Here is a 16,931-nt window from a genome sequence, read left to right on the forward strand (position 1 = left end):
CGCCCGAAAAGCGTATAGGGAGAGCAGAGAAATGTTCCGCTTTGTCGCCGTCCGGCTGGTTCAGGGGCTGTTGGTGCTCCTTGCCATCTATGCGGTCACCTTTTTCCTCGTGGCGGCAACGCCGGGCAGCCCGTTCAGCACCGAACGCGCCATCCGCCCCGAAATCCTCGCCCAGATCGAGGCATTTTACGGATACGACAAGCCGGTGGGCGAGCGTTTCGTGACGTCGGTCACCAATGCGCTGCGCGGCGAATTCGGGCCGAGCGCGGTCTATGCCAACCGATCGGTGACCGCGATCATTGCCGAAAGCTTTCCGGTATCGCTGAAGCTGGGATCGATCTCGCTGGGGCTGGCGCTGTTTCTGGGCATCCCGGTCGGTACTCTGGCGGCGGTCCGTCAGAACAGCTGGCTGGACTATGTGCCGATGTCGGTGTCGATGGCGGGTATCTGCCTGCCCACCTTCGTCATGGGGCCGCTGCTGGCGCTGGTATTCGGCCTGATTTTCGAAGTGCTGCCGGTCGCGGGCTGGTTCGGGCCCGAATATGTGATCCTGCCCGCGCTGACGCTGGGCCTGTATTACGCGGCCTATTTCGCGCGGCTGACGCGTGGCGGCATGCTCGAAATGCTCAATCAGGACTGGGTGCGGACCGCGCGCGCCAAGGGCGTGTCGGAAACGACCATCGTGTTCAAGCACTGCCTCAAAGGCGGGCTGATCCCTGCCATCACCTTCCTCGGCCCTGCGCTGGCCGGGATTATCTCGGGCAGTTTCGTCGTTGAAACGATCTTCCAGATTCCGGGGCTGGGGCAATGGTTCGTGAAGGGCGCGCTCAACCGCGACGACTTTCTGATCCTTGGGCTTACGGTCCTTTTTGCGGCGCTGATCGTGGTGATGAACCTTCTGGTCGACATCGTTCAGGTCGCGCTCAATCCGCGACTGAAATACGAATAGGCGCTGGGTAGAATTTATGAGCGATCATTCCGAAACCGCCGTACTGGCCAACGAACCCGTCCCGCCGCCGACCGAGGCGAGCGAGATTGCCGCCGAAGAGCTGGAGGAGGGCTCCTCCCTCTGGCGCGATGCATGGCACCGGCTGAAACGCAATCGGCTGGCGGTGACCAGCCTGTTCATCTTTATCTTCATCACCCTGTTCTGCGTGGTCGGGCCATGGCTTTCGCCTTATGACAGCCAGACGCAGGACCTGTTCCTTGGCGCGGTGGGCCCGTCGGCGGATCACTGGTTCGGCACCGACACGCTGGGCCGCGATCTGATGGTGCGCGTGATGGAAGGCGGGCGGATTTCGCTGCTCGTCGGGCTGGTCGCCACGCTGGTCGCATTGTTGATCGGCGTGATGTATGGCGCGGTCGCAGGCTATCTGGGTGGCAAGGTCGATAGCGCGATGATGCGCTTCGTCGATCTGCTCTATGCGCTTCCGTTCACGATCTTCGTCATCCTGCTGATGGTTGCTTTCGGGCGTTCGCTGTGGCTGATTTTCGTTGCCATCGGTTGCATCGAATGGCTGACCACGGCGCGTATCGTGCGTTCGGGCGTGATCAGCCTGAAGAAACAGGAATTTGTCGAGGCTGCCAATTCGCTCGGCTTTTCGCATATGCGGATCATCGTGCGACACCTGATCCCCAATGTGCTTGGCCCCGTGATCGTGGTCGCTACGCTGACGGTGCCCGCTGTCATGCTGCTGGAGGCTTTTCTGTCCTTCCTTGGCCTTGGCATCCAGCCGCCCAATGCATCGTGGGGCGTGCTGATTAACGAGGGGCAGCAGAACATGGAAATCTTCCCGTGGATGCTGATGTTCCCTGCATTCTTCTTTGCGCTGACGCTGTTCTGCCTGAATTTTTTGGGCGACGGACTGCGCGACGCGCTCGATCCCAAGAGCGCGAAGGACTGATCTGATGGCACTTCTCGAAGTTTCCGACCTGCGCACATCGTTTTACACGCGCGGCGGTGTGGTGCGTGCCGTCGATGGCGTATCGTTTACGCTGGATCGCGGCGAGACGCTGGGCATCGTGGGCGAATCCGGATCGGGCAAATCGGTCACCTGCTATTCGCTGATGAAGCTGATCCCCGAACCGCCGGGCCGGATCGAAAGCGGAACGGCGTTTTTCGACGGGCAAGACTTGCTGCAGATGACGCCAAAGCAGCTTCGCAAGGTGCGCGGCAACCGGATCAGCATGATCTTTCAGGATCCGATGACCTCGCTCAATCCCTATCTGCGGATCAGCACGCAGCTGGTGGAAGCGCTGCAGATCCATCGCGACATCGACAAGAAGGCCGCGCTTCACAAGGCGATCGCCGCCTTGGAAGAGGTGGGCATTCCGGGCGCAGCGCAGCGCGTGACCCAATATCCGCACGAGTTTTCAGGCGGCATGCGCCAGCGCGTGATGATCGCCATGGCGCTGATCACCGAGCCCGACCTGCTGATCGCGGACGAGCCGACCACCGCCCTCGACGTGACGGTGCAGGCCCAGATCCTCGACATCATCAAGGAGCGGCAGGAACGGCTTGGCACCGCAGTCATCCTCGTCACTCACGATCTGGGCGTGGTGGCGGGCACCTGCGACAAGGTGAACGTGATGTACGGCGGCAAGCTGATGGAAAGCGGCACCGCCGAACAGGTCTTTTACGATCCGATCCATCCCTATACCCGCGCCCTGCAAAAGACGATCCCGTCGCTCCAGACCAAGGGTGAGCAGCTTTACACCATCCCCGGATTGCCGCCGGACGTGTCGAAGGACATCAAGGGCTGCGCCTTCTTCCCGCGTTGCCCCTATCCCAAGTTGGCCGTGCCCGAAGGCGCGCGCCCGCAGCTGGTCGACAAGGGCGATGGTCATTGTTTTGCCGATTGCCGCTTTTGCGACAGCAGCGCGCCGATCGAGAGTGTGCTGCCGCAGCATGACGCCGGCGATCTTGCGGGCATCGAAACCGCTGCCGAAGGGGAGGGCGCGGCATGAGCGATTTCCTCGTCCTGAAAGATGTGAAGACCCATTTCGACCTAGGCAACAAGCCGTTCAGCCGTGCAAGCAAAGGGGTGGTAAGGGCCGTCGACGGCATTTCGCTCACGATCCACGAGGGTGAGATCCTTGGCCTGGTCGGCGAATCCGGCTGTGGCAAATCGACGCTGGGCCGCACGATCATGCAATTGATCCGCCCCACTTCGGGCAGCGTGTTTCTGGAAGGGCGCGAAATCAGCGCCTTGTCGGACCGTGAATTGCGGGCGGCTCGGATCGATTTCCAGATGATCTTCCAGGATCCCTATGCGTCGCTCAATCCGCGCATGACGGTTCTGGATACGCTGGCAGAAGCGGTGCGGACGCGCCATCCCGAGCTGAAGGGTGACGCATTGCGCGCCCGCGTGGGCGATCTGATGCGCACTGTCGGCATGAATCCGGCACAAATGCGCCGCTATCCGCACGAGTTTTCGGGCGGACAGCGCCAGCGCATCGCCATCGCCCGCGCTCTGGCGCCCGAGCCCAAGCTGATCATCGCGGACGAGCCTGTATCCGCGCTCGACGTGTCGATCCAGTCGCAGATTTTGAACCTGCTTAAAGATCTGACGAAACGGATGGGCCTGACGATGATCTTCATCAGTCACGATCTGTCCGTCGTCCGCTATATCGCCGACCGCATCGCGGTGATGTATTTGGGCAAGATTATCGAATTGGGTAGCGCGGAAGAGATCGTCGATAATCCGCTGCATATTTACACCCGCGCTTTGATGAGCGCGATCCCGATGCCCGATCCCAGGTTGGAGCGAACGCGCAGCCGCATCGTGTTACAGGGTGATCCGCCAAGCCCGTTGAATCCGCCGTCGGGGTGCAATTTCTGGCCGCGCAGTCCCGTTCCCCATGATGAGCATATGAAGAAGCATGTCCCTGAATTTAAGGAAATAGTTTCAGGCCATTTCGCATCGAACTGCCCGTTCTGTTTGGAGAAATAGTTCACTCCCCTAGCTGTGCCATGCATCTGACGCTTTGACCTGGCAGGTATCATGGATGGCGATAAAGCCTTGAAATTGAGGTCGCCTTCGAAACTACAATCGATTCCAAAGCCATTAGCCATCTTTGGAAATTAATTGCTCTTGATTGTAGCTTTCTGGCAATCTTAATATTAGATTTGCTTTGTTCAATACGGCATCTCGGGGAAACGCATTGAAAAATCGCATTTTAATCGGGCTCATTGCCACATCGATGCTGTCGACAGCAGCGCAAGCACGCGAGGGTAGCTTTTACATCGGTGCCGATGGCGGGCTGATGCAGGCTGAGACGAGTGATGTTTATCTGGACAGTGCCGGTCTTGCAGGGGAGATCGACTGGGATGTCGGTTATGACTTCGACATGATCGCCGGTTACGACTTTGGCGGATTCCGTCTGGAGACCGAAGCTGCGTACAAGGGCGCCAATGACGACGGCGGGATGACCCGCAATGGCGAATTTGAAGACGACGAAGCGGCGATCGATTTCACCACTCTGTCATTCATGGTCAACGGGATAGTCGAATTCGGCCGTGACGAGGGGCTGCAGGGCTTTCTTGGAGGCGGTGCCGGCGTTGCGCGCACTAAAATGCGCATGCCTGGCGATACGGTCTATTTTTCGGATTCGGACACGGGCTTTGCATGGCAACTGATCGCGGGCTTCCGTGCGCCCTTGTCCGATAACTGGGATGCGGGTTTCAAATACCGCTATTTCAGGCATGACGGGATTGAAATGTCGGATGCGGGGGCATTCGACGACGGGTATGAGGTCGATCTGCGCACCCACTCACTCATGGGATCGATAATCTATAATTTCTGGTCTCCGGAACCGGCACCAATCCCGCCACCACCACCTCCTCCTCCGCCACCGCCTGCTCCGCAGGTGGTGTGCAATACGGGGCCCTACATTGTGTTTTTCGACTGGGATTCTTCTGACATCACTAGCGAAGCTGCAGGCATTCTGGATAGCGCCGTCGCGTCTTATGCCGATTGCGACAGCGTGCCGATCATGGTCGCGGGCCATACCGACCGTTCGGGTCCATCGGGCTACAATGTTCGCTTATCCGAAAAGCGCGCCAAAGCGGTCAGTGATTATCTGATCGCTCGCAATATTCCGGCGGGCGAGATCGCGACGCAAGGCTTTGGTGAAAACCAGCTGCGTGTTGAAACGGCCGACGGCGTGCGCGAACCTCAGAACCGAAGGGTTGAGATTATCTATGGATCAGGATCGGGATTGTAGGTTTCGGTCAAGCTACAGATGATTTGGGGGGTGGAGCGATCCACCCCTTTTTTCTGCGCGAAAGACTGCTGTGGCACGCAGCCAAGCAATGCGAAGTTTACGCACACCAATCTGTAAAGGCTTGAAAAATGGTGGACGCACTAGGGCTCGAACCTAGGACCCGCTGATTAAGAGTTTGAAAAAGTCAGTATTCAGACAGGTTCACTACTGTTCATATGCGTTCTCAAGTGTCCATTTTTATCACTTTATAATCATGCAGTTATCGTCGAAATGCATTTGCATTTATGCTCTATTTTGTCCATAGTGGAACAGCCTTAGCTTTTCCGTGGTGGAACCTAAATGGAACCTAGAAATTGGATCGGGCAGGCAGTCCGATGACGAGTTCGATCACAAAACAGGCCATCGATGCCATGGCTGCACGCGCGCACCGGACCGGTGACGCGCAACTGGAGCTGGTCGATGATCGCGAGCCGGGCCTGCGCGTGCGGGCTGGCAAGCGCACGGTAACCTGGTCGCTGCTCGTGCGGCTCAGGAACGGAAAGAGGTCGCGTGTCACGCTGGGCACCTGGCCATTGATGTCGATTGCCGAAGCGCGTGACGCGGCGCGACTGCATCGCCAGCAGGTGATGGAAGGCGTCGATCCCAATGAAGTGAAGCAGGCGGAAGTCGAAACCGCCAAGCGCGAACTGGAATGCCGTTTGACGGTGAAGGACGCTCTCGACAAATACGAGGCGATCAAGCTGGCCCAGCTTCGCCATGGGCCGGAGCGGCGGCGCTCGCTCGACGGCAAGCGTGGCATCATTTCCGATCTGGTTGACCGGGAACTGGCATCGCTGACACGTGCGGAACTGACTTCACGGATCAGGGAGCTGGCCGTCACGTCGCCCACGGCAGGCAACCGCAAGCTGGCGCATCTGAAGGCCTTCCTAAACTGGTGCGTCAACGAGGATTTCATCGAGACCAACGTCATCGACAAGGTCAAGAAGCCGGGCCGCGAAGTGCCGCGCACCCGCTGCCACAGCCTTGATGAATTGAAGGAAATCTGGGCGGCTGCTGGCAGGCTTGGCTACCCATTCGGGCCGATGATCCGGTTGCTGATCGTGATCCCGATGCGGCGCGAGGAAATCGCATCACTCCCGATCGATGAGCTCAAGATCGACTGGGACGAAGAAAGCGGGGAAGGGAAGTGGACCATCCCCGGCGAGCGGGTGAAAAACGGCAGGGCGCTGAACGTTCCGTTATCCCCACTGGCAACGCGCATCATCCGCACGGTGATCGACGATCCCGCCCGGCCCAAGGAAAGCCGCTTCCTGTTCACGACCACCGGCACGACATCAGTATCGGGCTTCCGCAAGGCCAAGGACCGGCTCGACCGCTACATCCATGACGCGCGCCAGAAAGCGGCAACGAAGGCCGGGACTATGGCAACCGAAATGCCACATTGGCGGGTCCATGACCTGCGCACCAGCTTCGCAACACAGGCTGCGGAAATCCTTCACATCGATATTTCGGTGGTGGACCGCATGCTCAACCATGTCGCGACGGCGACAACGTCGAAGGTCGCCCGCATCTACAACATGTCCGAACTGTTCGAGCAGCGCCGCGAAGCATCGAATGCCTGGGCCGACCTGCTTGAGCGGGAAGTGATCGAATGCAAAAAAAAGGGAACGGGTTGATTGACTGGCTTTGGGTCAAGTTTCATAGTAAAAATGCATCGAGCTGCTGTTCTCGGTACTAAATCGTCGACCGGCACTTTCTGTCAACTTTGCAAACGTTCGATCGTTCAACCATAAGCCTTGAAGCGGTCGTTCATTCAGGCGACGAAGACTCGAAGGCTACAGGCGCAGATTCATGCGATTAGCGACCACCGTGGAGTTTTAGAACCTTTGAGATTACAGCGTCATTGCGGATAAAGTTTCGAACCTTTGACGCCGCAATGTCTAGTGCCGCCAGTTGGGCATCTTCCTCCAATGTGGCGTGTTCGTCGAGCGCTTCTGCAGGAGCGAGCGAGGCAAGGAGCTTTCGCTTCTTGAGGATGTCAACCACACGGTCAGCGATTAGATCCCTTGGGTTCGGGATCGCAGAGACCATTTCCTTGACGATCTCTCTGGTCAGTGGTCCGAGTTCATCCACATCGTGCCGTGCAAGCGCTTTGGTCAACTCATCCCGTTCGAACGGAGAGAGCCAGAGCATATTGCCTAGGCCGAGTTCATCGAAAAACTCGGCTTTGTAGGTTGAGGCAGCGGCGCTTCCAACTTCCTCAACTAAGTCCGGCGTCGCTACCCTGCCATAAAGATTGCTGGCTAAGGAACCGATCTTGGCTGCGAATATGGGGCGGGCCTGCGCAACCTTCGCGTTGAGACATACGTCGTAGTGATCGGTCTTGAGAGCTATCGACAGTGGAAGGAACGCGCACATATGCTCATCGACCGTGTTGGCAGAACCCTTTGGAACGAAAAAGAGACCGTCAACAGTGTTGTTGAGGACGCGCTCCAGATATTGCTTCGCGAGCACCTCAGATTGGCTGCTGCCGACAGGCACTGGGCAACCGCCAAGCTGGTCTATCAGCGAGGTGAGTTCTCGGTCTACTGCGATCGTCAGCGGGCGGACCGCGCAGATCGTAATATACGGTGCCTTGCATTTTTTCGGCCGCCGTACGAGGTCGCATGACTGCGTTAGGACTAGGAAATGAGTGTAGCTCGGTGCGTCGGCGTAGTGGGCGTGTGCCTGCCGAATTGCTGCCGCCAATTCGGGTGTGCGATGGAGCAGATCGCCTTGGGACAACTCGTCTTTGTTGATCCCACTTTCACTCTCAAAGATGTAGTCGATGCTGCCCATCGCGCCTGATCGGTCGGTCAGTCAGTCCGATCACCAGCGGCGTCGCAGGTCGACACCTCCAGCGGCTCGTCCCTACGCTTCAGCATGCGGTTCAAATTGCGGATTTCGACACGATCCGGATCGTCCAGTCTGAATATCTTCGTCGCACTCTTAACGACATGGGGCAATGAACTCAGGGCCACAAAATCGGCAGTGACGGTGGGCGCGACAGCCGGGGCTGCGACGACGAGCCTGGCCGCACGAACAGACTTAATGCTCGGCTTCAATTGGTTGCTCATCTGCTTTTTCTCCGGGTTCGACTTCGGTCACAAAGCTCAATTTCTCAAAGGCTTCATACCCAAAAGTTGTAGCTAGTAAATGCGCGGCATGGTCGAGATGAGCCTTCACCATGCCTGGCACGAAATCGGCATACTTCTGGGCATCGGTCTCATCACGATGATAATTGAAACTGAAGTCGCACCCCGCATCAGACAAGGTGCGCGAGAAATTCAGCACCCCGCCCTCGACCTGCAATTGCGTCGTCGACTGGCGGGAGTTGATGGTGAATTCGCCTTCGAGTCCCTCGGGAGTGTCGAACAGCTCGATGATATCCTGCGGCGGCTGCGGATCATTGAATCTGAAGTTACATCCGATCGCCGCGACTGGCGTATGGGGAAGGACTTCCAATAGTTTCGTCAGCCTGTCTTCGGCAGCCTTGAATGAATCAGCGTCACCGTTCTGAACGAGGAGTTCAGTTCGGCCAGGCTGTACGTTGATCGCGACGCCTTCGAAAAATTGAAGCCGCATCCCAACATTACCTAGTTGCATGATCACTTCGAGGGCTTGGACGGCGTCTCCTTCGTCAGCTTCCAAGATATGTTTGGCGATCCAAGGGAACTCGAAAATTGCGGGATTGAACTGCCCGACCACAACAAGGAGCGGGCTGCGTAGGTCGAGCGCTAGTGCCATTGCAACTCTGCCATTATCAATGGACTCTCCTCAGCACGATTCGTGCTGCCGACCTACACGATTTCCAACATATCCCAAATACGCCGATCTCGACATGCCAACCAAAATGTAAGTTCGCGCCTACGATTTGGCGTCCATAGCCCCAACGGCACGGAGGTCCTTCGCCATGTCATCGGCCATGTCGAGTATGTCGCTCATGTGCTGCTCTCCAATTCCAATTTCGCTCCTCTGGCCTTCGCTCGCCGATCACGCCGCCTTGGATCGCAATGGCAGATCGAGCCGGATATCGTCATAGGTGACGCGCGGGGCGAGGGCGCGATTGGGGCGCTTTTCGAAGCGGACCAGGCCATAGTGCTCCATCGTTTTCAGGGTGCGCGAAAGGTTGGACTTCGCGCGCCCGGTTCGCTCGGCAAGGTCCTGAAGTGATTCCGGCTTCTCCTCGGCGATCAGCGCCAGCAGCTCGCGGTTGCGGTCGGACAGCACCTTGGCAAGGCTCTCGATGGAGGTGAACCACACCTTCGGCCCTTGCGCCGATGGCTTCAGTTCTCCCCGCGCAATCGCCATGGTCCGCGCCTTGTAGTCAGCCGGATTGGCAATGCCGATCTTCAACGTCTTCATAGTTTCACTCCTCTTTCCGCCAGCACGGCTTCGACTTCCTTCCAGAAATCGGCCAGCAGACTGGCGGCGTCGGCATAATCGTATGGCCTGATCGTCCGCAGTCGGTGCTTGTGATCGAAAGCCGCAGGCCGTTTGGCTCCCGGCCCCGAACCCGAGGCCACCGGGTGGGCGTTGTCGAAGCCAACCAGACGCTCGCCATCGCTGCCGTGCAGGGTCAGCGAATAACGCAGACCATGCGGCCTTTCGGTCGATGGTTCGACACGCTTGACCTCGAACTTGACCCAGTGATCGCCCGCAGGATCGATCACGAAAATCTCGCCATCGAGCGGGAGCAGGGCATCAAGGCTCGAATCATGCGTTTCGTCCACTGGTCAGTGTTATCATAAACTGATAACAAATGAAAGGGCGTGAGCGGCATGGGGGATGGAATCAATCAAACATCGATCCGGAGCAGGCGTTCGAGTGGCCATCAGCAGCCACTCAGCAAGGCGTCCAGATTGTTCGGCTAAATCTGCAGACCGAGAAATGACGCGCCGGGAACCGGATTGACCGAGATCGGCTCGGCATCGACAAACCCGAATTGTTCGTAAAGCCTGCGTGCGGTGGCGGACTTCTCCATGACGTCGAGCCTGATTTCGCGATACCCAGCCTTGCGTGCTTCTACGATCAAACGGCTGACCAGCGCGTGCCCCAGGCGGTTTCCGCGTGCATTGGGCCGGACATAGAGACGCTTCATTTCGCAAATGTCCTTGCTGACCATCCGAAATGCGACGCAGCCATCGATTCCGCCGTCGCGTTCAGCGAGCAGAACGCACCCTTGCGGCGCAGCATATTTGCCCGGCAGGTTCGCGAATTCGGCGTCATTCCCCTGATAGTCGAGATTGACGGGAGAGTTCGTGATAAACTCGCGCCAGATGTCTAGCAGCGAAGCTGCATCATCCGGGAAGATGGCCTGCCTTATCAGCGTCATGCAAATGATGATTGGCGAATGATTGTGGCGGCATTGCGGCATCTGCCACCTGCATCGATTGCGCACGGCACTGCCCGGCGGTGGAGAAGATGCTCAAGCGGCGGCTCGCGCCGCCGCCCAGCCGGGTACTACTCCCCGACGTCTTCGTCGGCAGGCTTGCCGCTCGCTTTGGCGAGGATCGCCAAGCCATCGGCGATCATGTCCACGCAGTAGTGGGTCGTGCCATCGGTCTCGTAGCTGGTCTGGCGAACCCTTCCGGTGATCCGCACGAGATCGCCCGTCGCGGCGTTGGCGAGGCGATCACGCAACTTGCCGAACAGGGTGACGCGGTTCCAGTGGGGATCGTTCTTCCACTCGTTGCCATCGCGGCGGTTGTAGTTGGCTGCGACCGAAAGGTGGGTGACCTCCTTGGTGGCATCGATCCTGCCGATGCGTCCGATGATGTGGAATTCTGCGATGTTCTGCATGGGTGTTCTCCTGATCGTGCCAGGCAATCTGTCCTGACGGACTTGGAGGGGCCGCTCGCCGCCCGCGCGCAAGCCAAAAGACGGAGGCTCCATTCATGGATACCGTAGGCGCATCGCGCCGGTTTTTTGCTTGCGCGCACAAGGGTGGTGCACAGCGGCCATAGGTCCGTTGATCAAGGGCAGGGCCGACGCGATCTGCCAACACACGACATTGCACGACTTGACATTTGTTGGCAAATATGACTACATACCGCGATGCCTCGCCCCACACTTCGGACGATCTCATGGGTCAAGGCGGCGCGGAAGGATTTCGAGGCGTTTCCGTCCCGTACGATCGATCGGGCGCTTGATGCGCTGACGATTGTGGCCGATGTTGGCACGCCGGATGTGGCCAAGCCGTTGACTGGACTTGGTGCCGGTGTCTGGGAACTGGCAATCAAGGAGCGCGGCGATGCCTATCGCGTCGTTTATGCGCTGCAACTGGGCGACGATATCTGGGTGGTCCATGCCTTCCAGAAGAAATCGACCAAGGGAATTTCGACGCCGCGTCACGAAATCGACCTCGTGCGCGAGCGGATCAAACGATTGAAGGAGATTCTGGCATGACCGACAAAACCGATGACATCGAGCTGGTGCGCGGGTCCGGCAATGTCTTTGCCGACTTCGACGCGCCCGACGCAGGCCTGCGCCAGCTTCGTGCGACGCTTGCCGCCGAAGTGATTAAAACGCTCGACAAGGAGCGGCTGACCGTGCGCGACGCCGAGGCGCGCACCGGCATTGCGGCAGCCGATTTTTCGCGCATCCGCCAGGCCAAGCTCGACCGGTTCACGGTCGACCGCCTGATGCGCATCCTTGACCGGCTAAACCGCGATGTCCGGGTCAGGATTTCAGTCGCGCCGCGCGCCGCAAGCGGGAAGCGATCCGGCCCTTCGCATCTGGCTGCTTGAGGTAGATCGATCCGAATAAGTCGCGGCCCGCCCGTGGGCGGGCCGCAAATCCGGCGCTCCTGTCAGAACATCTCCAGCTGATCGCGCATGGGATCCCAGAACCCAATATCCATCGGCTTTTGCACCCGGGGTGGCAGCATCGGCATATCCGCCCGGCATTGCAGCCGCTCTGCTAGAGATACAGGCTGCACGCCGGGCATGGTGATCTGGTTCGGATCGGGTCCGGCGATGCGAACCGGCTGCTTTCGCCTAGACATAGGTCTGCCTCCCTCAATATTCGCTGGCCAGCATTATCGTGAGCACCCGCCGCGTAACGGCAGGATTGGCCGGCTCCTCACTGCCGAACTGCAAATCGCGGTCGTATGCATCGATCTTCCAGAACACGGTTTCGGCAGACCGCGTGGGTCGCGTCGTCGTCCAGCGACCTTCGCCATCCCGATAGATCGCCCCGAAATCGCGCTCGCCATAAGGATCATTGTCCGGCGTGAAGGCGTCGAAGGTTTCGACCAGCTCGCGCACACGCGACTGATCTTGCTCGGGCAAGGCCCGGAACCCCTCGGTTGCCACGGCAACGCAGGCCAGGCCCATCGCCTGCCGGGCCCTATCATTGAGCCGGGCAATCCGGTCGCTGCGGGAGAGGGTGTCAGCACTCATTGCACTGCCCTCCCGCCGCATTCGCAGATGTGAACCAGCTCGCCGAAATCTTCCCGCTCGCCCAGTTCCTCGGCAAGCCGCCGCACTGTCCCGAACGGCAAGCCGTTCTCGTTTGCCAGCATCCGCAACCAGTCCTCGCGGCATTCGGCCCCGCAAGCCCGGTAGTTCAAGATTTGATCGTCCATCTGCCTAACTCCTTCCGGAAAAGCCGCATCCGACACGCGGCATGCGGCCTGCCTTCCGGCGAGGATGGGAGGGGGAGGGAAAACCGGAATCGATGCCCTGGCGCGGGCCAGCGGGCAAAGCCCGCCACACGGGGGTGTCTATTTCCGGTTTCGGGAACGAGAGGGCAAAGCCTTTGGTGTTCCCGCCAGGGATCGCCCAGCGATCCAGAGAAAATCGGCACCCTTGCAACGGCGCGAAGCCGACGGAGGTCCTGCGCGCGCGATCAGTGCGCCAGCGGGCCTCCGGCAATGAGAGAGGCAAGAGTGCCTGCGGGTTAGCTCAGGAATACCGCGCCCTCAGGAAGCGCGAAGCGCGGGACAGAGCGCGTCCACCAGAAATTCCCGCTCTGCTTCGAACTGCTCCTGATCGTCACCCAGATGGGATGAAACCGCCACGCGGGTTCAGTCGAGCGCAGCGAGGTAGAGCAGGTTGCCCGAAGGGTAGCACAATTCTCATCGCATGAATTCCACGCCGTCTAATTCATTCCACCGAACGCAAGACAGGTGATTGTCTCAATGGAGGCGAAATCGAACCGACCAAGCCAAATAGCAGGCTCTCAAGCTCACTGTCCGGAAGTAGAAGTTCCTTGGCAATATGCGAACGGGACAATCCATCTTTCCAAAGGTCTGTGAGCACCATTTGCCAAACCACTGATCTTTCCGGGGCAATCCCGTCTGGCTCCGACGACCGATAGAGTCGATTGACCTGAATATACTGCCATTCCGTCATTAGACCGAGTTTGTTGAGCCGGTAGGCGAGGGCGACTGCGGCCACACCCCAGCGCTTCTTCGCACTGACGATCTGCTCAACGCTGGAAACATACGGAATAGTGGACAGGAGGTCTGCCTGCGGCATCAGAAAAGCAGAAGCAAAGTTGTTAGCTTCCGCCTCCGCTTCACGGCCTTGGGGCGCGCCGTGACGGTGCAGAACGAGGTGACCTAATTCATGCGCGGCATCGAAACGGCTTCGCTCGCTCGACTTGTAAGTGTTCAGAAAGACGAATGGCTCGTTGCCACGCCAGCATGAAAACGCATCGACATTCTTGGTATCCTCCGCAAGAGAAAATACGCGAACGCCCTTAGTTTCCAGCAGTTTGATCATATGGGCAACCGGCTTTTCACCCATAGCCCAATGTTGTCGCAGCATGCGCGCCGCAGAGGCTGGACTGCGCTCGTGCCCCAGGTCGAGGATATCCGGTTCTGGAAGCGTGAAATGCGAATGAACCCAATCCATGACCTCGAATGCCAAAGAGCCAGCCGCCAATGCAGCATCGCGCTCGCGAGCTGTCATGCCGGTCAGACTGCGAAAGCTGGCAGCTGACTTATCGATTGGATCGAAATCATCCTGCTCGAAAAATTCACGGGGGTAGCCGAGTGCCGCCACAAGAGCGACAACCGTCGCTTCATCCGGCACTTGTTGCCTGTTGACGATGCGAGAATACGTCACGGGCGCGATGCCCGCACGTTCGGCGAGCACCTTCGCAGTGTACCGGCGCCGCTTGCGGGCCAGTTCGAGCCGTTCTATATTGAACATAACTACCGTTTGCGAATGACGACAGGCTCGAAATCCACAGCATCGGAATCGTCGTGGGTTCCAAGCCGAATGCGTTCCCACTCGCCCTTCTTCACGATGAAAATTCGCTCGATAAAACCCTTGAAATTGCCGCCGGAGACGCCGGAGGCCAGCGAAAGCTCGGCACGAACGTCATCGCCGTTGACCGAGACACAGAAGAACCACATTCCCGTATTGATCGGCCCCGCTTTCGGCGTGGCCGAGCGGTCCAGTTCTTCCTTTCTGAAAAGGGAAAGCTGCGCTTCTTCAATCGCACGTTCCGCGCCAGCGCCCTTACCAGAAATGGCCAGAGGCGAGTGATCAACGGAAGCTGCAAGATCGACGCTCTGATAGCTGATGGTCAGGCGGCGTTCGGGATGGCGCACCAGTTCGATGTTGTCTTTGCGATCCAGATGCCAGCCGCGCGTGCGAAACAGGGCGCGGACATTGCGGGTTCCGTGGATATATGCGAACTGGCCCGCTGCCGTGAGAGGATCATTCTCGACCGCGTCGGCACGTGCACCCACCACTTCCTTGACGATTTGAATCAATTGGTCGCGGGTCACACCAAAGGTTTCGCTGAGGCGGCCATCAACCGACCATTCCTCGTCAAAGATACGCGCAACGTCCATGATTCGACCCTCGATAAGATTTTCGACCACAAACGTGGCAGAAAAAATTATCGCCGTCTAGTCCCGCGTTGTCCAACTCGATTATTATTCCTGCTCAATCGTAAGCACCCCTTGGATGCGAGTTCGTAGGCGCTCGCGGCGCTCCGAATGAAATTGTTCAAAGCCTTCGAGCGCTTCGGGCACATCGCCAAGATCGTGGATGGCGCAATAGTGCGCTCGGTCACCAGCGTTTGGATAGTGATCCGCGAGCCATTCGCCGGGCAACTTGTCGCGCTTCTCTGTATTCGCTGTGCCTTCGAGCAATTGTAGATTTGGCAGCTCGTTTGCCATTCGGGAGAGATTCTCGATCCTGTCTTCGTCAATGCCTGCTTTGCGGAGCTTGGCGGCCGTGAACCGCGAAATGGGAAATACGTGGTCCATGTGGAACTGGTTTCGCAAATCGACGAACGGAAACAGCATTGAGAGCAGTGCGAACATGCGTTTGTCGCCATACTGCATCGTGAGCATGTCTTCGACTTCCGCAGGCGAGAATGCGAGCGACTTTCCACGTGCATCCATGACTTGTTCGAGTTCCCGCGCGGGGAAGGACGTTTCACCCTTCTGCTGAATCACTTCGCGCAATGCGGTGAGGAACGTATCAAGGCCGCTGCCCCAGATTCCCGATGCTTTCAGCAACGAGCGGGTCAGCCAGGAATGAATGACATTCCGGTCGGCGGCGAACTGGTTGCTGACGGCATAGTTCGCTGGGGCTCTACGGTGATAAAGGTAGTAGGCGATAGGCAGCAGGGCGCTGTCTGCACGAAGTGTCTGGCCGTTGAGGCCGAAGCTCGCCGCCAATTCCACAGTCCGGACCAAGGCAGCACGAATTTGCGGCCAGTTGCCTTCCAGCTTCTCCATGTTGGCTTGCGTGAAGTTCTCGACCTTGAAACCGACACTTGCGATGTCAGACAGCATCAGGCCGGCCTTCAATACAAAGTCCTGGCTCAGCGAAAAGCCAGTGCCAATTCTGTTGATCTCATCGACAAGGCTGTGGATTTCAGATCGGGCATCCACCTTCTTCCACTGCGCAACTGCGATACTGAGCAGCAGGTCGGAATAGGAAAGCACTGTGCCACCGGAATTGAGGCGAATGAAGATGTTGAGCACCCGCTCAACGTCTTGGCTTTCTTCCTCATAGTAGAAGACCCTCTGGTCCACGTGGACAACCTGATGCAGCCGATCAAGGATTGTGTAGGCGCTATTGAGTGCATCGCCTTCGAGCTTTTTGGCAACCAGCCATGCAAGCATCGGCGGGCCGCCTTTCATCCCGAGAATCTCGGTCACGGGAAACCACAAGGCGGCTTCATCGCGCTCGACCTGTGCGTCATCGAGGAAACGGAAATCGTAAACCGCTCCTTCTTCGTCGGGTTCTAACGGAGCCAAGAGATTGAGGCGCAATGTCCTTTTCGGAAATGCGTCAGGGTTGGTCCACCATTTGCTCGGCAGCTTCATCGCCATCGAACCGCGCAGACCAATGTTTAGCGCGGTCAGCCGCTGCTGCCCGTCCAGAACGGCGGTGACCGTCTGGTCATGCAATGTCGGCAGTTCCGGGCAATGGGCGGCATCACGCTGATGGTAGTTCAGCACGAAGTCGTAGAATTTGAAGCTGCCGCTTGTCTCAGGCTTCACAGTCCAGAACAGAAAGGTGCCGAAAGGGTAGCCTTGCATAAGGCTGTCAAACAGACGCTCGATCTGCTCGGGCTTCCACACGAATTCGCGTTGGATCGCCGGAAGCACGTAGGATTTCTGCTGGATCTTCTCCAGCGCTGCAGCAATCGTTCCCCCGGGCTTGTACATTCATTTCCCCCAATACTCG

General features: G+C 58.3%; 21 protein-coding genes and 1 tRNA gene. 8 read left to right on the plus strand and 14 right to left on the minus strand.

All coding sequences use genetic code 11. From position 1 onward, the window contains the following. Positions 1 to 31: 31 nt before the first annotated feature. The 5 genes from LOZ77_RS04645 (at position 32) to LOZ77_RS04665 (ending at position 5,226) form a co-directional block, all read left to right on the plus strand. The gene (locus LOZ77_RS04645) at positions 32 to 949 is read left to right on the plus strand and encodes an ABC transporter permease (RefSeq protein ID WP_230281022.1); all 918 of its coding nucleotides are present in this window, start codon (positions 32 to 34) and stop codon (positions 947 to 949) included. 16 nt (positions 950 to 965) lie between these two features. Beyond that, positions 966 to 1,904, plus strand: a complete 939-nt coding sequence (locus LOZ77_RS04650) for an ABC transporter permease (protein WP_230281023.1) — start codon at positions 966 to 968, stop codon at positions 1,902 to 1,904. A 4-nt stretch (positions 1,905 to 1,908) separates the two neighbouring features. Further along, positions 1,909 to 2,967 carry an ABC transporter ATP-binding protein gene (locus LOZ77_RS04655; RefSeq protein WP_230281024.1) on the plus strand — a complete coding sequence of 353 codons (1,059 nt, stop codon included), beginning with the start codon at positions 1,909 to 1,911 and terminating at the stop codon, positions 2,965 to 2,967. Further along, positions 2,964 to 3,953 carry an ABC transporter ATP-binding protein gene (locus LOZ77_RS04660; RefSeq protein WP_230281025.1) on the plus strand — a complete coding sequence of 330 codons (990 nt, stop codon included), beginning with the start codon at positions 2,964 to 2,966 and terminating at the stop codon, positions 3,951 to 3,953. The genes LOZ77_RS04655 and LOZ77_RS04660 overlap by 4 nt, the downstream gene beginning before the upstream one ends. Positions 3,954 to 4,164: 211 nt before the next feature. Continuing rightward, entirely contained in the window at positions 4,165 to 5,226 is a 1,062-nt protein-coding gene (locus tag LOZ77_RS04665) for an OmpA family protein (protein WP_370638066.1), read from the plus strand. A 129-nt stretch (positions 5,227 to 5,355) separates the two neighbouring features. Here the strand turns inward: LOZ77_RS04665 and LOZ77_RS04670 are convergent. After that, positions 5,356 to 5,449: transfer RNA gene (locus LOZ77_RS04670), tRNA-Ser, on the minus strand. A 151-nt stretch (positions 5,450 to 5,600) separates the two neighbouring features. On the opposite strand from LOZ77_RS04670, the gene LOZ77_RS04675 reads away from it, so the two are divergent. Beyond that, positions 5,601 to 6,902 carry an integrase arm-type DNA-binding domain-containing protein gene (locus LOZ77_RS04675; RefSeq protein ID WP_230281026.1) on the plus strand — a complete coding sequence of 434 codons (1,302 nt, stop codon included), beginning with the start codon at positions 5,601 to 5,603 and terminating at the stop codon, positions 6,900 to 6,902. A gap of 181 nt (positions 6,903 to 7,083) precedes the next feature. Here the strand turns inward: LOZ77_RS04675 and LOZ77_RS04680 are convergent, their stop codons facing one another. The 7 genes from LOZ77_RS04680 to LOZ77_RS04710 form a co-directional block, all read right to left on the minus strand. Next, positions 7,084 to 8,064 carry a hypothetical protein gene (locus LOZ77_RS04680; protein ID WP_230281027.1) on the minus strand — a complete coding sequence of 327 codons (981 nt, stop codon included), beginning with the start codon at positions 8,062 to 8,064 and terminating at the stop codon, positions 7,084 to 7,086. Between the two features lie 17 nt (positions 8,065 to 8,081). After that, complete coding sequence (locus LOZ77_RS04685) at positions 8,082 to 8,342, minus strand: hypothetical protein (RefSeq protein WP_230281028.1); 261 nt, start codon at positions 8,340 to 8,342, stop codon at positions 8,082 to 8,084. Continuing rightward, positions 8,314 to 9,012 (minus strand): hypothetical protein, encoded by a 699-nt coding sequence (locus LOZ77_RS04690; RefSeq protein ID WP_230281029.1) that lies wholly within the window; start codon positions 9,010 to 9,012, stop codon positions 8,314 to 8,316. Before LOZ77_RS04690 ends, LOZ77_RS04685 begins: the two co-directional genes overlap by 29 nt. Positions 9,013 to 9,258: 246 nt before the next feature. Next, positions 9,259 to 9,630 carry a helix-turn-helix domain-containing protein gene (locus tag LOZ77_RS04695; protein ID WP_230281030.1) on the minus strand — a complete coding sequence of 124 codons (372 nt, stop codon included), beginning with the start codon at positions 9,628 to 9,630 and terminating at the stop codon, positions 9,259 to 9,261. After that, on the minus strand, positions 9,627 to 9,998 hold the full coding sequence (locus tag LOZ77_RS04700) for a DUF6516 family protein (RefSeq protein ID WP_230281031.1): 372 nt from the start codon (positions 9,996 to 9,998) through the stop codon (positions 9,627 to 9,629). The genes LOZ77_RS04695 and LOZ77_RS04700 overlap by 4 nt, the downstream gene beginning before the upstream one ends. 137 nt (positions 9,999 to 10,135) lie before the next feature. After that, positions 10,136 to 10,600, minus strand: a complete 465-nt coding sequence (locus LOZ77_RS04705; protein ID WP_230281032.1) for a GNAT family N-acetyltransferase — start codon at positions 10,598 to 10,600, stop codon at positions 10,136 to 10,138. Positions 10,601 to 10,728: 128 nt separating this feature from the next. Then, positions 10,729 to 11,067, minus strand: coding sequence for a single-stranded DNA-binding protein (locus LOZ77_RS04710; RefSeq protein ID WP_230281033.1), 339 nt, complete (start codon positions 11,065 to 11,067; stop codon positions 10,729 to 10,731). Between the two features lie 255 nt (positions 11,068 to 11,322). Between LOZ77_RS04710 and LOZ77_RS04715 the strand changes: the two genes are divergently transcribed. Together LOZ77_RS04715 and LOZ77_RS04720 are read left to right on the plus strand one after the other, a co-directional pair. Beyond that, positions 11,323 to 11,673, plus strand: coding sequence for a type II toxin-antitoxin system RelE/ParE family toxin (locus LOZ77_RS04715; protein ID WP_230281034.1), 351 nt, complete (start codon positions 11,323 to 11,325; stop codon positions 11,671 to 11,673). Continuing rightward, positions 11,670 to 12,014, plus strand: coding sequence for a helix-turn-helix domain-containing protein (locus tag LOZ77_RS04720; protein WP_230281035.1), 345 nt, complete (start codon positions 11,670 to 11,672; stop codon positions 12,012 to 12,014). Before LOZ77_RS04715 ends, LOZ77_RS04720 begins: the two co-directional genes overlap by 4 nt. Before the next feature lie 62 nt (positions 12,015 to 12,076). Here the strand turns inward: LOZ77_RS04720 and LOZ77_RS04725 are convergent, their stop codons facing one another. The 6 genes from LOZ77_RS04725 to LOZ77_RS04750 form a co-directional block, all read right to left on the minus strand. Continuing rightward, on the minus strand, positions 12,077 to 12,271 hold the full coding sequence (locus tag LOZ77_RS04725; protein WP_230281036.1) for a hypothetical protein: 195 nt from the start codon (positions 12,269 to 12,271) through the stop codon (positions 12,077 to 12,079). Positions 12,272 to 12,284: 13 nt separating this feature from the next. Then, complete coding sequence (locus tag LOZ77_RS04730) at positions 12,285 to 12,668, minus strand: DUF3768 domain-containing protein (protein ID WP_230281037.1); 384 nt, start codon at positions 12,666 to 12,668, stop codon at positions 12,285 to 12,287. Continuing rightward, on the minus strand, positions 12,665 to 12,853 hold the full coding sequence (locus LOZ77_RS04735; protein WP_230281038.1) for a hypothetical protein: 189 nt from the start codon (positions 12,851 to 12,853) through the stop codon (positions 12,665 to 12,667). Before LOZ77_RS04735 ends, LOZ77_RS04730 begins: the two co-directional genes overlap by 4 nt. Positions 12,854 to 13,373: 520 nt before the next feature. Beyond that, complete coding sequence (locus LOZ77_RS04740; protein ID WP_230281039.1) at positions 13,374 to 14,426, minus strand: ImmA/IrrE family metallo-endopeptidase; 1,053 nt, start codon at positions 14,424 to 14,426, stop codon at positions 13,374 to 13,376. Positions 14,427 to 14,428: 2 nt separating this feature from the next. Further along, on the minus strand, positions 14,429 to 15,076 hold the full coding sequence (locus tag LOZ77_RS04745; RefSeq protein WP_230281040.1) for a hypothetical protein: 648 nt from the start codon (positions 15,074 to 15,076) through the stop codon (positions 14,429 to 14,431). An 84-nt stretch (positions 15,077 to 15,160) separates the two neighbouring features. Continuing rightward, the gene (locus tag LOZ77_RS04750) at positions 15,161 to 16,912 is read right to left on the minus strand and encodes a DUF262 domain-containing protein (RefSeq protein WP_230281041.1); all 1,752 of its coding nucleotides are present in this window, start codon (positions 16,910 to 16,912) and stop codon (positions 15,161 to 15,163) included. Positions 16,913 to 16,931: the final 19 nt, after the last annotated feature.

Origin of the sequence: Croceicoccus sp. Ery15, assembly GCF_020985305.1 — a bacterium.
Taxonomy (GTDB): domain Bacteria; phylum Pseudomonadota; class Alphaproteobacteria; order Sphingomonadales; family Sphingomonadaceae; genus Croceicoccus.

Coding starts and splice junctions, on each gene's coding strand:
- LOZ77_RS04725 (WP_230281036.1), bottom strand. CDS start 12,271: ATGTCTAGGCGAAAGCAGCCGGTTCGCATCGCCGGACCCGATCCGAAC.
- LOZ77_RS04695 (WP_230281030.1), bottom strand. CDS start 9,630: ATGAAGACGTTGAAGATCGGCATTGCCAATCCGGCTGACTACAAGGCG.
- LOZ77_RS04680 (WP_230281027.1), bottom strand. CDS start 8,064: ATGGGCAGCATCGACTACATCTTTGAGAGTGAAAGTGGGATCAACAAA.
- LOZ77_RS04715 (WP_230281034.1), top strand. CDS start 11,323: ATGCCTCGCCCCACACTTCGGACGATCTCATGGGTCAAGGCGGCGCGG.
- LOZ77_RS04655 (WP_230281024.1), top strand. CDS start 1,909: ATGGCACTTCTCGAAGTTTCCGACCTGCGCACATCGTTTTACACGCGC.
- LOZ77_RS04745 (WP_230281040.1), bottom strand. CDS start 15,076: ATGGACGTTGCGCGTATCTTTGACGAGGAATGGTCGGTTGATGGCCGC.
- LOZ77_RS04720 (WP_230281035.1), top strand. CDS start 11,670: ATGACCGACAAAACCGATGACATCGAGCTGGTGCGCGGGTCCGGCAAT.
- LOZ77_RS04750 (WP_230281041.1), bottom strand. CDS start 16,912: ATGTACAAGCCCGGGGGAACGATTGCTGCAGCGCTGGAGAAGATCCAG.
- LOZ77_RS04675 (WP_230281026.1), top strand. CDS start 5,601: ATGACGAGTTCGATCACAAAACAGGCCATCGATGCCATGGCTGCACGC.
- LOZ77_RS04645 (WP_230281022.1), top strand. CDS start 32: ATGTTCCGCTTTGTCGCCGTCCGGCTGGTTCAGGGGCTGTTGGTGCTC.
- LOZ77_RS04730 (WP_230281037.1), bottom strand. CDS start 12,668: ATGAGTGCTGACACCCTCTCCCGCAGCGACCGGATTGCCCGGCTCAAT.
- LOZ77_RS04705 (WP_230281032.1), bottom strand. CDS start 10,600: ATGACGCTGATAAGGCAGGCCATCTTCCCGGATGATGCAGCTTCGCTG.
- LOZ77_RS04690 (WP_230281029.1), bottom strand. CDS start 9,012: ATGGCACTAGCGCTCGACCTACGCAGCCCGCTCCTTGTTGTGGTCGGG.
- LOZ77_RS04685 (WP_230281028.1), bottom strand. CDS start 8,342: ATGAGCAACCAATTGAAGCCGAGCATTAAGTCTGTTCGTGCGGCCAGG.
- LOZ77_RS04740 (WP_230281039.1), bottom strand. CDS start 14,426: ATGTTCAATATAGAACGGCTCGAACTGGCCCGCAAGCGGCGCCGGTAC.
- LOZ77_RS04660 (WP_230281025.1), top strand. CDS start 2,964: ATGAGCGATTTCCTCGTCCTGAAAGATGTGAAGACCCATTTCGACCTA.
- LOZ77_RS04710 (WP_230281033.1), bottom strand. CDS start 11,067: ATGCAGAACATCGCAGAATTCCACATCATCGGACGCATCGGCAGGATC.
- LOZ77_RS04650 (WP_230281023.1), top strand. CDS start 966: ATGAGCGATCATTCCGAAACCGCCGTACTGGCCAACGAACCCGTCCCG.
- LOZ77_RS04735 (WP_230281038.1), bottom strand. CDS start 12,853: ATGGACGATCAAATCTTGAACTACCGGGCTTGCGGGGCCGAATGCCGC.